At 59.2% G+C, this 14,287-nt stretch carries 14 protein-coding genes; 4 read left to right on the top strand and 10 right to left on the bottom strand.

Annotated features, from left to right (window positions below; all coding sequences use genetic code 11):
• The first annotated feature begins 15 nt into the window (after window positions 1–15).
• Entirely contained in the window at window positions 16–2,532 is a 2,517-nt protein-coding gene (locus CKW23_RS00670; protein WP_095066874.1) for a calcium-binding protein, read from the top strand.
• Window positions 2,529–4,241 (top strand): calcium-binding protein, encoded by a 1,713-nt coding sequence (locus tag CKW23_RS00665; RefSeq protein ID WP_095066873.1) that lies wholly within the window; start codon window positions 2,529–2,531, stop codon window positions 4,239–4,241. The genes CKW23_RS00670 and CKW23_RS00665 overlap by 4 nt, the downstream gene beginning before the upstream one ends.
• Window positions 4,242–4,645: 404 nt before the next feature.
• On the opposite strand, the gene CKW23_RS00660 is transcribed toward CKW23_RS00665, so the two are convergent.
• The 10 genes from CKW23_RS00660 to ccmA all read right to left on the bottom strand — a co-directional run bounded on the left by CKW23_RS00660 (window position 4,646) and on the right by ccmA (window position 12,032).
• Window positions 4,646–5,047: a hypothetical protein gene (locus tag CKW23_RS00660; protein ID WP_025260854.1), complete on the bottom strand. Its 402-nt coding sequence runs from the start codon at window positions 5,045–5,047 to the stop codon at window positions 4,646–4,648.
• A gap of 10 nt (window positions 5,048–5,057) precedes the next feature.
• On the bottom strand, window positions 5,058–6,245 hold the full coding sequence (gene ccmI, locus CKW23_RS00655; RefSeq protein ID WP_095066872.1) for a c-type cytochrome biogenesis protein CcmI: 1,188 nt from the start codon (window positions 6,243–6,245) through the stop codon (window positions 5,058–5,060).
• Window positions 6,242–6,712, bottom strand: coding sequence for a cytochrome c-type biogenesis protein (locus CKW23_RS00650; RefSeq protein ID WP_095066871.1), 471 nt, complete (start codon window positions 6,710–6,712; stop codon window positions 6,242–6,244). Before CKW23_RS00650 ends, ccmI begins: the two co-directional genes overlap by 4 nt.
• A complete protein-coding gene (locus CKW23_RS00645; RefSeq protein WP_095066870.1) occupies window positions 6,709–7,245 on the bottom strand; it encodes a DsbE family thiol:disulfide interchange protein in 537 nt (178 codons plus the stop codon). The genes CKW23_RS00650 and CKW23_RS00645 overlap by 4 nt, the downstream gene beginning before the upstream one ends.
• On the bottom strand, window positions 7,242–9,215 hold the full coding sequence (locus CKW23_RS00640) for a heme lyase CcmF/NrfE family subunit (RefSeq protein WP_095066869.1): 1,974 nt from the start codon (window positions 9,213–9,215) through the stop codon (window positions 7,242–7,244). The genes CKW23_RS00645 and CKW23_RS00640 overlap by 4 nt, the downstream gene beginning before the upstream one ends.
• Before the next feature lie 3 nt (window positions 9,216–9,218).
• On the bottom strand, window positions 9,219–9,686 hold the full coding sequence (ccmE, locus tag CKW23_RS00635) for a cytochrome c maturation protein CcmE (RefSeq protein WP_025260859.1): 468 nt from the start codon (window positions 9,684–9,686) through the stop codon (window positions 9,219–9,221).
• Window positions 9,683–9,859 carry a heme exporter protein CcmD gene (gene ccmD, locus CKW23_RS00630; RefSeq protein WP_025260860.1) on the bottom strand — a complete coding sequence of 59 codons (177 nt, stop codon included), beginning with the start codon at window positions 9,857–9,859 and terminating at the stop codon, window positions 9,683–9,685. Before ccmD ends, ccmE begins: the two co-directional genes overlap by 4 nt.
• Window positions 9,856–10,650, bottom strand: coding sequence for a heme ABC transporter permease (locus CKW23_RS00625; protein ID WP_162883696.1), 795 nt, complete (start codon window positions 10,648–10,650; stop codon window positions 9,856–9,858). Before CKW23_RS00625 ends, ccmD begins: the two co-directional genes overlap by 4 nt.
• Window positions 10,651–10,722: 72 nt before the next feature.
• Window positions 10,723–11,394, bottom strand: coding sequence for a heme exporter protein CcmB (gene ccmB, locus CKW23_RS00620; protein ID WP_025260862.1), 672 nt, complete (start codon window positions 11,392–11,394; stop codon window positions 10,723–10,725).
• Window positions 11,391–12,032: a cytochrome c biogenesis heme-transporting ATPase CcmA gene (gene ccmA / locus CKW23_RS00615; protein ID WP_177434613.1), complete on the bottom strand. Its 642-nt coding sequence runs from the start codon at window positions 12,030–12,032 to the stop codon at window positions 11,391–11,393. The genes ccmB and ccmA overlap by 4 nt, the downstream gene beginning before the upstream one ends.
• 188 nt (window positions 12,033–12,220) lie before the next feature.
• Between ccmA and CKW23_RS00610 the strand changes: the two genes are divergently transcribed.
• Entirely contained in the window at window positions 12,221–13,825 is a 1,605-nt protein-coding gene (locus tag CKW23_RS00610) for a flagellar hook-length control protein FliK (protein WP_095066868.1), read from the top strand.
• The gene (locus tag CKW23_RS00605) at window positions 13,825–14,145 is read left to right on the top strand and encodes an EscU/YscU/HrcU family type III secretion system export apparatus switch protein (protein ID WP_025260865.1); all 321 of its coding nucleotides are present in this window, start codon (window positions 13,825–13,827) and stop codon (window positions 14,143–14,145) included. The genes CKW23_RS00610 and CKW23_RS00605 overlap by 1 nt, the downstream gene beginning before the upstream one ends.
• Window positions 14,146–14,287: the final 142 nt, after the last annotated feature.

Below are 14,287 nucleotides of genomic sequence, written 5' to 3'. Positions count from 1 at the left end.
TAAGAGAGGTTTGCCATGGCTAGTTCGCAAATAGATTACTCCACGTTTGAGCCTGACTGGTGGGACGGCGTTGGCGTTTCTGCTGAAGCAGTTAAAGGTGGAATTGAACAAGCGATCTATGAAGCCTATGGCGGGAGTATCTCTGACGCAAATAGAAAAGCGCTGGCAGACGCCGCTTACCAGCACTATCTGGCACAAAGCGCCATGAAGGCTTCGGCCGCGGCTGCCAGAGAGGCGTTGCAGCACGCCGATCTGCCTGATTCTCAGTTGTATAAAAACGCGGCGGCAACGGCCAAGGCCTATGAGTCGATTGCAAAAAATGCAATCGGTGAAGCGAATCAGATCATGAGCAATGCCAATGCCAGTGCCGCATTGACAACCAACCTGAGTCGATTGGCCTCAGCGCTGGGCCCGGCCATCAATATTGCCCAGTTGGGTGTGGCGATGAACACGGGGGACGCTTATGAGGTAGGCAAGACGGCAGTCACCGTATTGGCCGGCATGGCCATCGGGTCACTCGCGGCCAGCGCAATGGCCGCCGCAGGCGCCCCGATACTGGCCGCGACGGCAGCATCAATCGTGCTAGGGTTCGCCGCCAGCAAGTTCTGGGGCTGGCTGTGGGACAGCGGCGGTGCTGATTATTACGGCGTGACGCGGGGTGATGAATTCGGCCTCGGCAGTATTGGCGCGGGCTTGGCATCTCTGCTCTCGACTCTATTCAGCCAAGCCGAAGGCACGGTATCACCCGTGATACTGGATCTGGATGGTGACGGTGTCGAAACCATCAGTGTGAAAGCAGGCATTCATTTTGATCACGATGGCAACGGCACTGCGGAAACTACCGGCTGGGTTGGAAGGGACGACGGCCTGCTTGTTTGGGACCGAAATGATAACGGGCAGATAGACAATGGAAATGAGCTTTTTGGCAATAATTCCATCTTGTCGAATGGGCAGCGAGCCGCAAACGGTTTTGCGGCGCTGGCTGAGTTAGACAACAACCATGATGGGAAAATCGACGCCAATGACAACGCTTTTTCCAAACTGCAGATCTGGAGAGACCTTAATAGTGATGCGAAGGTTAATACCGGGGAACTGCTCAGCCTGAGCGCGGCAAATATCACGAGCTTAAACACGGCCTATAGCAATGGTTCCGCCGTCGACCCGCAGGGAAACAAAGCTCTCCAAGTCGGGCAGTATACGGATGCGAACGGGGTCATTCTTGGCATGAATGACATCTGGTTCAACGCCGACTTGCTCAATACCGTTGACGCTATGCCCGTGGCGGTGTCCGAGGAAATTGCAAGCCTGCCGAACTTTGCAGGCCTGGGTAACGTGAAAAGCTTGCACCAGACCATGGCCAAAGACAGCTCGGGCACTCTGGTCAACTTGGTCAAGGCTTTGAAGCAGGACGTCTACTCAGCTGAAAACAGCGACTTGATCGATCAGTTGATTTTCAAGTGGACAGGGGCGGATGCTTACGCCGTAAACAGTCGGGGGGAGTATTTTGCGGATGGCCGGAAACTTTATGCGCTCGAAGCATTTCTAGCGAAATCCTTTATCCAGAGCAGTGGGACGAATGAAGGGTTGCCTAACCTTGGACCCAACTCTGCTGAAGTGCTGATGCAGGCTTATGAGAAGCTCAGAAATCACATTATGGAGTCATTCGTGTTTGAAATCCGCTTGAAACCCTATTTTCAGGCGATGAATATAACGCTGACAACATCTGGTTTTTCATTCGATTTCGCTGCAGCCACAACCGCCTTCAACTTCGCTTTTGAGCAAGCACAAGGCGCCTCCCGGGAATTGGTCGTCATCGACTTGCTTCACTTCAGTGATATTCCGGATATTAAAGATAGGTTCTCATCCTCTGATTTGCTGACTGACCTCGCCAATCGCCTGTCGAGCGCTGAGCGTATGGATCTGTTCTCCCGCGTGCCGAATCTGATAGTCGGATCATCCGGTGACGATCAACTGATAGCACTGAATGACAAGAGCTACGTGCTGATTTCCGGCACCGGCAATGATGAACTCTTGGGCGGCAACCTGCATGACCGACTGAAAGGAGGCTCCGGCAACGACAAGCTAAGCGGTGGAGCCGGGAACGACGTGTTGGATGGCGGCACGGGCAATGACTTCCTTAGCGGAGATACAGGCTCAGACACCTACGTATTCAAGCTGGGCGATGGTAGGGACACGATCAACGAAGACAGTGTCTACGGTTCGGAAACCGATATCCTGAAGTTTGGCGAGGGCATTATTGCGTCCGACATCACCGCCACTCGGCTGGGTACCAGTCTGGTACTGAGCCACCGAAATGGCCAGGATCAGATTACTTTCAGCAACTGGTTTTATGCCACCGGCGGTCGCTATCAGGTCGAGCAGTTTGAGTTTGCTGACGGCACAGTGTGGACCAGCGCAATGGTCGCCGCTCCGCTCTTGAGACTAATCGGCGGCGACGGGGACGATGTGCTAACCGGTATCAGTGCGGCGTTTAACCAGTCGCTGTCGGGGGGGGCCGGAGTGACACCTTGAACGGTGGTGCTGGATCTGATGTCCTGGAGGGTGGCACCGGCAACGATATCCTCAGTGGCGGTATGGGTGGGGACACCTACCTCTTCAAGCTGGGGGACGGCCGCGACACCATCAACGAAGACAATGTCTACAGTCCGGAAACCGATATCCTGAAGTTTGGCGAGGGCATTATTGCGTCTGACATCACAGCCACTCGGGTGGGGACCAGTCTGGTGCTGAGCCACCGCAATGGCCAGGATCAGATCACTTTCAGCAACTGGTTTTATGCAACCGGCGGTCGCTACCAAGTCGAGCGGTTTGAATTCAGTAACGGTACTATTTTGACAAGCGCCGAGGTATCCAAGCAACTGCTGGAACTGGTGGGCGGAGACGGCGATGACGTGCTGACGGGTGTCAGCAGTACGCTGTCGCAAGTCATTCGTGGGGGAGCAGGCCATGACGTCATCACCGCCGGCGCGGGTGCCGATCTGTTGGAGGGTGGCACCGGCAACGATATTCTCAGTGGTGGTATGGGTGGGGACACCTACCTCTTCAAGCTGGGCGACGGTCGCGACACCATCAACGAAGACAATGTCTACAGTCCGGAAACCGATATCCTGAAGTTTGGCGAGGGCATTATTGCGTCTGACATCACCGCCACTCGGGTGGGGACCAGTCTGGTGCTGAGCCACCGCAATGGCCAGGATCAGATCACTTTCAGCAACTGGTTTTATGCAACCGGCGGTCGCTACCAGGTCGATCGATTCGAGTTCGCCGACGGCACCGTCTGGACCAGCGCAATGGTCGCAGCTCCGCTCTTGAGACTAATCGGCGGCGACGGGGACGATGTGCTAACCGGTATCAGTGCGGCGTTTAACCAGTCGCTGTCAGGGGTTGCCGGGAGTGACACCTTGAACGGTGGTGCTGGATCTGATGTCCTGGAGGGTGGCACCGGCAACGATATCCTCAGTGGCGGTATGGGTGGGGACACCTACCTCTTCAAGCTGGGCGACGGTCGCGACACCATCAACGAAGACAATGTCTACGGTTCGGAAACCGATATCCTCAGGTTCGGCGATGGCATTCTGGCTTCCGACATCACGGTAGCACGTGTCGGCGTCAATCTGGTGCTGAGCCATCGCAATGGCCAAGATCAAGTGACCCTCAATAACTGGTTCTATACCACCGGCAGTCGCTACCGGATCGAGCGATTCGAGTTTGCTGACGGTTCACTGTTGACCAGCGACCACATGACGGCCATGGCCAGTACCGTGGGCACTGATACCATCACGGGCTCTGGTATCAGTGATCGATTGCAAGGTGGTAAAGGTAATGATCTGCTCCAAGGCGGGGACGGTGCTGATACTTACGTTTTCACGGCGGGTGACGGACAAGACACCATCAACAACTTTTCTGCGACACCTGATGACACTGATGTCCTGAGTATCGAAGGGATTTCGACCACCAATCTTTGGCTGTCTCGTGAAGGCAGTAACTTGCTCATCGATGTGACGGGCTCCGATGATCGGGTCACTATCAAGGACTGGTACTTGGGGGCATCCCAGAAAGTCGATCTCATCCAGGCGGAGGGGGCGTCGTTGTATGCGAACGCCGTGGATAACCTAGTCAACGCGATGGCTGCTTTCGGCGCTCCGGCATCAGGAGAAATCAATCTCACGCAAAGCCAGCGTGAGCAACTGAATGCGGTGATTGCTGCGAATTGGCATTGATCGATACGCCGGACCAGAGAGCGAGCTTACCTAAGCGTACCCTCTGGTCAGGCACCTACAACTACCGCCGTAGCATTCGCTTCGCGATCTAGGCGGGCGCTGCTGGAAAATGCTTCGTTTGAAGGTAAATCGATGAATTAACAGTGGGTAAGGTCCGATTATTTGATCGGGCGAGCGTTTTTTGAACTTCAATGACGTCTCGCGGATAAATCCGCTCCTACCCGCTAATACCGATCAGTTAAGGCACAAACAAAACGTGTGGGAGGCAGCTTGCTGGCGACTTGAGCGTACAGACGCAGAATATCTGCCGGTTTCACAGACCTCTTCGCCAACAAGCTGCCTCTCACAAAGTGATCTATGTGACCTTTACTGATCGGCATTTCACCTACCCGCCGATCAGTCAATCAATTACCAAACTGCCTCCCCAACCCCGCCGGAACCCCACTGGCATCTGTCGCCTGCCATGGGCCATCAGGGCGAGTGGACCAGCTCCAGCCGTTGTTCCATTGGTAGTAGGTGCGCTGGCGGTAGAAGGTATTGGGCTGGTCGTCCATCACGTACACGCCCATGCGCGCATCCCAGTGGCTGTTGCCGCCCGGTGGCGGGGCGAAGCTGGCGGAGGTTTTCGGCGCAGGTGCCGGGGCCTTGGGCGGGGTTTTGGGGGTGGTCGGGCGTGGGCTGCCGGGTTGCTGGCTGCCCGGCAAGGACTGGATGGGTTCCTGGCCATGGGGTTCGGGTGGCTGAACCGCACAAGCACTCAAACCAAGAGCCAGACCCAATAAGGTAATGCGTGCGGTGCGGTACATAAGCGACTCTCTATTTGTCTGGACTGTCGATAGTTAACGCCTGCTGTGCCGTGATGCTACTGGCCAGTGGCTGGCTGCGGCCGATCCACTCACCGGTGGTGGGCTGCCCTGCACGGGACACCCGTGCAACCAGTTGGACTTGCGCAAAGTTCGACAGTTTCAGTTGCGGCATCATTGCGTCGGAATCACCCAGCTCGACCTGCGCCGGCAGGTCGGCCACAGTGATGCGTTTGACCGCCAGCGGTGCCGGTGGGCCATTCACGGCGCGGGCAAAGATGAACACGCTGTCACCCGGCTGCACACTGGCCTTGAGCGCCGGTGCCAGATCCACACGCACTTTGATACGCGCAGCCTCGGCAACGGCCGGAGCCGCTTTTACCCCGAGGTTTTCCCGGGCACGGGCAATGCCGCCTTCCAGTGCTGAGCGGGATGGGTCCTGTGGGGGCAATACGCCCAGCAGACGGGTCCAGTAATCCACCGCGACCTGATAGCGCTCGCTTTCAAAGGCGGCGATACCCAAGAGCCCAAGGCTGGTGGCCTCTCGCGGATCGGCTGTGAGGGCTTCGTCGGTCAAAGCCTGGACCTGAGGTGTGAATCGCTTGTCGCTGGCGAAGTACAAGGCCTGCGCCCATTGCCCCAGCAGTTCCGGCTGACGCCCGGCCAGGGCCACGGCCCGCTCAAGCATTTTTGCGGCATCGCCCGGACGTTCCTGGGCCATGTAGCTGCGGGCCAGAAAGTAAAAGCCTTCGGCCGAATCCGGCTGAGCCTCGACCGTGCGTTCAAGACGCCGGGTCATGTCCGCCAGGGAAGTCGGCGGCTGGGAGAACTCGCGGGCCAGTTCGACCTTGTCGCTGGCCCCGTAATGCAGGTACAGGCCCAAGCCCAGAGCCGGCACCAATACCGCCGCCAGCAAAGGCAGGGACTTGCCCAGACGCGAGGTGCGCACAGGCCCGGTGTCTTCGGTATCGGCCAGCAGTTCCCGCGCCGCTTCCGCACGACCGCTCTGCATCTGCGCGGCAGACAACACGCCCTCCTCCTGCTGACCTTGCAACTCGGCCACGCGCTCCTGATACAGGGCGACGTTAAGGGCTGTGCGGTCCTCTTCGGGTTGCACATGACGACCGCGCAGGACCGGGATCAACAAGAAACTCAGGGCCATCAGCAACAACAGACCGGCTGCCATCCAGAAATCGATCATTCTCGGTTTTTATCCAACAGGTGGGCGAGGCGCTGACGCTCCTCGTCGGAAAGAACATCGGCTTCTTCGCGTTGCTCACTGCGACGACGCCCCACAATCACGCCAATCACGACCAGCCCGAGAAGCAGCAACGCAGCCGGGCCGAACCAGAGCAGCCAGGTGCGCGAACTCAGTTGCGGGTTGTAGCGCACGAATTCGCCGTAACGATTGACCATGAACTCGACGATCTGCTGATTGCTCTGGCCTTCACCGAGCATGCGGTAGATTTCCTTGCGCAGGTCAGCGGCAATCGGTGCGTTGGAGTCGGCGAGGTCCTGGTTCTGGCATTTGGGGCAACGCAGCTCCTTGGTCAGCTCGCTGTAACGGGCACGCTCGGCTTCGTCGCGAAACTGATAGGCATCGATGGCCGCCTGGGCGAAACCGGCCAGACCAAGGCTCAGGAGAGCAGCAGTCAACCAGCGCTTCATGGCCTGCCCTCATCGACCAGCGCCTGATACAGGCCGGCCAGTTTTTCCCGCCAGACTGTCTCGTCGATCACGCCGACGTACTTGTGGCGGATGATGCCATTGCTGTCGATCAGGAAGGTTTCAGGTGCGCCATAGACACCCAGGTTCACGCCCAGCGAGCCTGCTTCGTCGCGGATATTGAGCTGGTAGGGATCGTGGAAATCCTTGAGCCACTTGATCGCGTCGGCGTTCACATCCTTGTAGTTGATGCCATAGATCACAACGCCTTGCTGCATCAGCTTGTTGAGCACCGGATGCTCGACACGACAGGCGACACACCAGGTTCCCCACACATTCACCAGTGCCGGTTTGCCCAGCAGATCGGCGCGGGTCAATACCTTGTCGCTCTCGACCTGCGGCAGGGAGAACTCGGGGAATGGCTTGTCGATCAGCGCCGAAGGCAGCTCGGCGGGGTCCAGGTAAAGACCGCGATAGAGAAACACTGCGACAACCAGAAAGATTGCCAGTGGCAGCACCATGATCCAACGCTTCATACCGCCGCTCCCTCCATGCCCAGCGCTTCACTCACTTTATTCTTGACCTTGACCCGGTAACGCCTGTCCATCGCTGCAAGCACTCCACCCAGGCCGGTCAGCAGACCGCCGAACCAGATCCAGCGCACGAACGGTTTGACGTGGACCCGAACCGCCCAGGCGCCGTTGCCCAAGGGCTCGCCAAGGGCGACATACAGGTCGCGTGTCACACCCGCGTCGATACCGGCCTCGGTCATCATCGATTGCTGCACGGTGTAGAGGCGTTTTTCCGGATGCAGCACCGAAATCACTTTGCCGTCCTGCAAGACCCGGACAGTGCCGCGATCGGAGGTGAAGTTCGGCCCTTCGTAGTGCCTGGCTCCCTCGAACACGAACTGATAGCCGCCCAGTTCGGTGGACTCGCCGGGGGCCAGACGCAGGTCGCGCTCGGCGCTGTTCTGGCTCGACAGCACGACACCCAGGGCGCAGACCGCAATCCCGATGTGCGCCAATTGCATGCCCCAATAGCTGCGGCTCAGGCCGCGAGCGCCCTTGAGCAAACCTTTGTGGCGCGTCTTGTCCAGAAGGTCCCGAACACCCGCCAGCAGTACCCAGGCCGCCAGCATGAAGGTGGCCATCACCGCCCAGTGGAAATCCCCCAGCACGAAACCGGCAACAACCGCCAAGACCGCACTGCCGATCAGCACCGGTGCCAGCATGCTCACCAGCCATTTGAGTGGCGTGTCTTTCCAGCGCACCAGCACGCCGACCGCCATCACCACCATCAACAGCCCCATGAGCGGCACGAACAGCGCATTGAAGTACGGCGGGCCGACGGACATCTTGGCGCCGCTCACGGCATCGAGCACCAGTGGATAGAGCGTGCCGAGCAGAATCATGGAGGCCGCGACGATCAGCACCAGGTTATTGCCCAGCAGCAGCGTCTCGCGGGACCACAGGCCAAAGCCCACCTGGCTTTTCACCACCGGGGCACGGACAGCGAACAGCGTCAGCGAGCCACCGACCACCATCAGCAGAAAGATCAGAATGAACACGCCACGCTCGGGATCGGAGGCGAAAGCATGCACGGAGGTCAGCACGCCGGAGCGCACCAGGAAGGTCCCCAGCAGGCTCAGGGAAAACGCTGCAATGGCCAGCAATACTGTCCAGCTTTTGAAGACACCGCGCTTTTCCGTGACCGCCAGCGAGTGAATCAGCGCCGTGCCCACCAGCCAGGGCATAAAGGAGGCATTCTCTACCGGATCCCAGAACCACCAGCCGCCCCAGCCCAGTTCGTAATAGGCCCACCAGGAACCCAGGGTGATGCCGATCCCCAGAAACGCCCAGGCGACGATGGTCCAGGGACGCGACCAGCGCGCCCAGGCCGCATCCAGGCGCCCGCCCAGCAAGGCTGCAATAGCAAAGGCGAAGGCCACCGAGAAACCGACATAGCCCATATACAGCATCGGCGGATGCACGATCAGACCGATGTCCTGCAACAACGGGTTGAGATCCCGGCCATTGGCCGGCACCTGCGGCAGGATGCGCGAGAACGGGTTGGAGGTCAGGATCAGGAACGACAGAAAGCCGACGCTGATCATGCCCATCACTGCCAGCACCCGCGCCAGCATGATCTGCGGCAATTGTCGGGAGAAGACCGATACGGCGAAGGTCCAGCCGCTGAGAATCAAGGCCCAGAGCAGCAAGGAGCCTTCATGGGCACCCCAGACGGCACTGAACTTGTAATACCAGGGCAAGGCGCTGTTGGAGTTCTGCGCGACGTAGGCCACCGAAAAATCGTCGACCATGAAGGCATAGGTCAGGCAGCCGAACGCAAAGACCAGAAAGCTGAATTGCCCCCAGGCCGCGGGACGCGCCAGCCCCATCCAGAGGCGGTCGCCTCGCCAGGCCCCCAGTAGCGGCACGATGGCCTGCACGATAGACAGGCACAGCGCCAGAATCATGGCCAGATGGCCGAGTTCAGGAATCATGGCTCAACCCTGCTTCGATGGTGTGGGGGATGGAGCCGGAGCGGACTGACCGCTTTCCTGCAACGCCTTGGTCACTTCGGGCGGCATGTACTTCTCGTCATGCTTGGCCAGCACTTCATCAGCCACGACCACGCCCTCGGCGTTGAGTTTGCCCAGCGCGACAATGCCCTGCCCTTCACGGAACAGATCCGGCAGGATACCGCGGTAGGTGATGGTCACCGACTTGCTGAAATCGGTGACCACAAAGCGCACATCCAGCGAATCGGCCGAACGTTGCAGCGAGCCCTTCTCCACCATTCCGCCTGCCCGGATGCGCGTGTCCAGCGGCGCTTCGCCGTTGGCGATCTGGGTCGGGGTGTAAAACAGGTTGATGTTTTCCTTCAGGGCACTGAGCGCCAGGGCCAGGGTAATCCCGACTCCGGCCAGTATCGCGAGGATGATCAACAGACGCTTTTTGCGCAGCGGGTTCACTTCTTGCTCTCCCAGCGCAGACGACGCGCCTCTTGTTGCAGGTAGCGCCGACGCGCCAGTAATGGCAGCGCCACGTTGAGAATCAGCACGAACAGGCAGATCCCGTAAGCCGACCAGACGAACAGGCCATGACGGCCCATGGCCAGAAAATCAGCGAATGACTCGAAACTCACTGTGCGCCTCCGCTGTTTGAAGAGGTCGGACTCTGACCCAGGCTGTTGAGGATTTCGGCTTTCACCCAACTGGTCCGCGACTCGCGCTTGAGCACTTCAAGGCGCATGCGCACCAGCAGGACCGCACCGAAGAAGCAGTAGAAGCCCAATGTCGTGAACAGCAGCGGCAGCCACATTTCAGCGGGCATTGCCGGTTTTTCCGTCAGGGTGAAAGTCGCGCCCTGATGCAGGGTATTCCACCACTCCACCGAGTACTTGATGATCGGAATGTTCACGACCCCGACGATGGCGAGCACCGCACAGGCTTTGGCGGCACTGTCGCGGTTGGTGATGGCGTTGCCCAGAGCGATCAGCCCGAAGTACAGGAACAGCAGAATCAGCATGGACGTCAGGCGTGCATCCCACACCCACCATGAACCCCAGGTCGGCTTGCCCCAGATGGCTCCGGTGACCAGCGCCACGGCCGTCATCCAGGCGCCGATGGGCGCCGCGCTCTGCAATGCGACATCGGCCAGCTTCATCTTCCAGACCAGACCGACCACGCCACAGACTGCCAGCATCACGTAACAGGACTGGGCCAGCATGGCAGAGGGAACGTGGATGTAGATGATGCGAAAGCTGTTGCCCTGCTGGTAGTCAGGCGGCGCAAAGGCCAGGCCCCAGACCGTGCCGGTGCCGATCAGCAGCACGGCGGCAATGCTGAGCCAGGGCAACATGCGCCCACTGATGCCATAAAACCACTTCGGCGAACCGAGCTTGTGGAACCAGGCCCAACTGATGCTGTTTTTCATCACGCTGCTTTTCATCACGGTGTATCCCGGGTTTTTACTGATGGCCGGCATTTGCCAGCCTCAGAACCTCAATTATTCGCCGACGCTGATCTTCAGGCCGGCGGCTATTGCAAAGGGTGTCAGGGTTACAGCCAAAGCGGTCAGGCTACCAAGCCAGAGTAGATAACCGGTTGCCGGCATGCCTTGCAGTGCGGCTTGCAATGCGCCACTGCCCAGGATCAGTACCGGGATATACAGCGGCAGGATCAACAAGGCGAGCAACAGGCCACCCCGCTTCAAACCGACTGTCAGTGCGGCTCCGACTGCCCCCAGCAAACTCAGCACTGGCGTTCCCAGTAGCAGGGAAAACAGCAGAACCGGCAAGCATTGGGTGGGCAGGCCGAGCATGAGCGCCAGCAACGGCGCCAACAATACCAGTGCCAGCCCGGAAAAAACCCAGTGTGCCAGCACTTTGGCCAGAACAAGAAGCGCCAGAGGGTGTGGCGAAAGGACCCATTGCTCCAGTGATCCGTCCTCGAAATCACTGCGGAACAGGCCGTCCAGCGAGAGCAGGACCGATAAAAGCGCCGCGACCCAGAGCAGCCCTGGCGACAAGGTTTGCAACAATTGAGTCTGCGGGCCGACCGCCAGTGGGAACAATGCAATCACGATAGCGAAAAAAACCAGTGGGTTGAGCAGCTCCGCCGGGCGACGCACAAGCAGACGCGCCTCACGGGCGAGCAGAAGGGTAAAGACATTGCTCATACCGACCACTGTCCCAGATCAATATCCCGATAACCCGCCGGAATGCGGGTCAGTGTGTGATGGGTGGTCATGACGATCATTCCGCCTTGTTCACAGTGTTGGGCCAGATGGTTTTCCAGTTGCGCGACACCCTGTTTGTCCAGGGCGGTGAAAGGCTCGTCGAGAATCCAGATCGGCGGCGCCGCCAGATACAGACGCGCCAGTGCAACTCGACGCTGCTGACCGGCGGAGAGGGTATGGCACGGCACGTCCTCGAAACCCTGCAAACCCACGGCACCGAGCGCCTGCCAGATATCAGGCGCCTGCACCGGCTGATGCAGGGCACAGAGCCAGCTGAGGTTTTCTGCCGGAGTCAGCAAATCCTTGATCCCGGCGGCATGGCCGATCCACAGCAGGTTGCGGGCAAGCTCCGCACGCTGGCCTTCGAGGGGCTGGCCATTGAGGCGGACTTCTCCGGTTGTAGGCTGCATCAAGCCGGACAACAACCTGAGGAGGCTGGTCTTGCCACTCCCATTGGGGCCGCTGATCTGCACCATGTCGCCCGTTTCGAGGCGCAATTCAAGGTTCTCGAACAGCATGCGCCAGTCACGTTCGCAGGACAGGCTTGTCGCTTCCAGAAGAGGTGTCGCCAGGGTCATCGAGGCCTTCCAGCATGGCATTGGCACGTCGAGGGACAACGTACAGGGCACGGACAGAGAAAGAGAGGGTTCAAGTCGGCATTGAAACGGCCGTTACATTGGTGCAACTTTATTTCCGGGCCATGCGTGGCCGGCATTATACATGTGTGTCCTGATACCAAGAGGGCAACTTCCAAGGTCGAGATTCAATGACGGGCGATATCACCAGCGTTCCTGCCGCTACACCTGCTACAGCTCTGTTGAAGGCGGGAATTACCCAGGCGCAGGTCCTGACGTTGCTCAATGCGGCAGAAAACCTCGTGCCCGAAGGTGAAACCGCCGAAGCCGAGGTGCTGACCCTCAAACAGGTCAACCAGCAATTCCAGTTACTGCTCAGGCTGATGCTCAGCAATGGCAGTCAGACCAACCTGCCGGTCAACAGCAACCTGCCCTTCACACCGGGCACCACCCTGCAAGTAGCCCAAGCTTCGCCCAATGAACTGACGCTGACCTTGCAGCAGATCAACAATGCGTTGAAAAACTCGCAAACCAGCATAGATCTTAAACAGTTACCTGTGGGGACTCTGCTGCAAGGCAAGGTCATGACCAGCCAGGTCGTCAGCCAGTTGGCGGGGCAAGCCTTGGCAGGCGCAGGCAACCCGCAGGTCTATCGCTCGATCGTGATGCTGCTCAATACCGCTCAGGCGGGTGCCAGCCTGACCATCGAGAGCCCGCAGCCATTGACCGTCGGCAGCCTGCTCAGCGCCCAGGTGCAGGGCAACCAGTCCTTGAACTTCGTCCCCCTGCCCGGCCGTCTCGATCAACTGGCGGTCGCGCAGCAACTGGCCACTCAACAGAATCGTCAGGGCTCGCTGGAAAACCTGATTGCGGCTCTGCAAAACCTGCCGCGCGGCAATACAGCGATTCCCGCGCCATTGCAGGCCAGTATCAACCAGTTGCTGGCCGGCATTCCCGATATCGAGCAGATGAGAACATCGGGGAATGTAGCCCAGGCACTCAATGCCAGCGGCATGTTCATGGAGGCCAAGTTGCTGGCGGGCCTGAACCCGATGCAGGCACCGGACATGAAGGCCAACCTGATGCGCCTGATCGCCCAGATATTGCCCGAACTGCCGGGTAACGCCTCTTACAATGCGGCGGCTGCCTCCAACATGCTGACGCGAGTCATCCCCAGCACGATCCGCAACGCCCTGGGCACGCTGGGCCTGGTAGCACCGCGCCCGCAACCGACCAGCTTCCCCCTGCCCTCGCGCGATGTAAGCGGTGGTGACAAGGAAGAGGATCTGGAAATACTCCTCAAACTTGCAGCGGCGGCAGTGTCGCGCCTGCAAAGCCATCAACTGGGCGGCCTGGAGCAGACCCGTACCAATGCCGACGGCACGCAGGTCACCACCTGGCAGATGGAAGTGCCGATGCGCAACGCCCATGACATCGTGCCTTTGCAGGTCAAGATGCAGCGTGAGGACGCACCGGAACAGGAAACCGCCGAGGACCAGGACAGCAACGAAGTCAAAGGGCCTCGGGAAAAGCTCTGGCGCATAGAGCTGGCGTTCGATCTGGAGCCGTTGGGGCCTTTGCAGGTCAGTGCGCAGTTGATCAGTGGCACGCTGTCCAGCCATCTCTGGGCCGAACGCCCCAACAGTGCAGCCTTGATCGGCCAGGAACTGGGTTATCTGCGTGAACGGCTGATCGCCTGTGGTCTGGCAGTAGGCGAACTGGCTTGCAGCCACGGAGCCCCACCCCAAGGCCCGCGCACCACTCTTGAACAACGCTGGATCGACGAGAACGCCTGATGAGCCTACCTGACCACATGCCTCGTCAGGCCATCGCCCTGACCTACGACGGCCAAAAGGCCCCGACACTGAGCGCCAAAGGCGACGATCAACTGGCGGAAGCGATTCTGGCGATTGCCCGGGAGCATGAAGTCCCGATCTACGAAAATGCCGAGCTGGTCAAATTGCTGGCGCGCCTGGAACTGGGCGACAGCATCCCCGAGCCGCTGTACCTGACCATCGCCGAAATCATCGCGTTTGCCTGGCACCTCAAAGGCAAGTTCCCGGCAGGCCAGGACCCGAATGCACCGCCGATCGAGCGGGATATCACGCCTCGGTAAACACGCCCCCCGTGAGCGAATTCATTCGCGAAGGAACCATGAAGACGCTTGCGCCGGATGTACCGGCCTCATCGCGGATAAATCCACTCCCACAACGCTAGCCTGTGGGAGTGGATTTATCCGCGACGGGGATTGAAAGCTG

The organism is Pseudomonas sp. Irchel 3A18, assembly GCF_900187465.1.
Lineage (GTDB): Bacteria > Pseudomonadota > Gammaproteobacteria > Pseudomonadales > Pseudomonadaceae > Aquipseudomonas > Aquipseudomonas cichorii.
This window is presented reverse-complemented; position numbering and strand designations above follow the sequence as displayed.

Bases quoted from the DNA above. Each gene is read 5' to 3' on its own strand.
- CKW23_RS00670 (WP_095066874.1), top strand. From the start codon at position 16: ATGGCTAGTTCGCAAATAGATTACTCCACGTTTGAGCCTGACTGGTGG.
- CKW23_RS00660 (WP_025260854.1), bottom strand. From the start codon at position 5,047: ATGTACCGCACCGCACGCATTACCTTATTGGGTCTGGCTCTTGGTTTG.
- ccmI (WP_095066872.1), bottom strand. From the start codon at position 6,245: ATGATCGATTTCTGGATGGCAGCCGGTCTGTTGTTGCTGATGGCCCTG.
- CKW23_RS00650 (WP_095066871.1), bottom strand. From the start codon at position 6,712: ATGAAGCGCTGGTTGACTGCTGCTCTCCTGAGCCTTGGTCTGGCCGGT.
- CKW23_RS00645 (WP_095066870.1), bottom strand. From the start codon at position 7,245: ATGAAGCGTTGGATCATGGTGCTGCCACTGGCAATCTTTCTGGTTGTC.
- CKW23_RS00640 (WP_095066869.1), bottom strand. From the start codon at position 9,215: ATGATTCCTGAACTCGGCCATCTGGCCATGATTCTGGCGCTGTGCCTG.
- CKW23_RS00625 (WP_162883696.1), bottom strand. From the start codon at position 10,650: ATGAAAAACAGCATCAGTTGGGCCTGGTTCCACAAGCTCGGTTCGCCG.
- ccmB (WP_025260862.1), bottom strand. From the start codon at position 11,394: ATGAGCAATGTCTTTACCCTTCTGCTCGCCCGTGAGGCGCGTCTGCTT.
- ccmA (WP_177434613.1), bottom strand. From the start codon at position 12,032: ATGACCCTGGCGACACCTCTTCTGGAAGCGACAAGCCTGTCCTGCGAA.
- CKW23_RS00610 (WP_095066868.1), top strand. From the start codon at position 12,221: ATGACGGGCGATATCACCAGCGTTCCTGCCGCTACACCTGCTACAGCT.
- CKW23_RS00605 (WP_025260865.1), top strand. From the start codon at position 13,825: ATGAGCCTACCTGACCACATGCCTCGTCAGGCCATCGCCCTGACCTAC.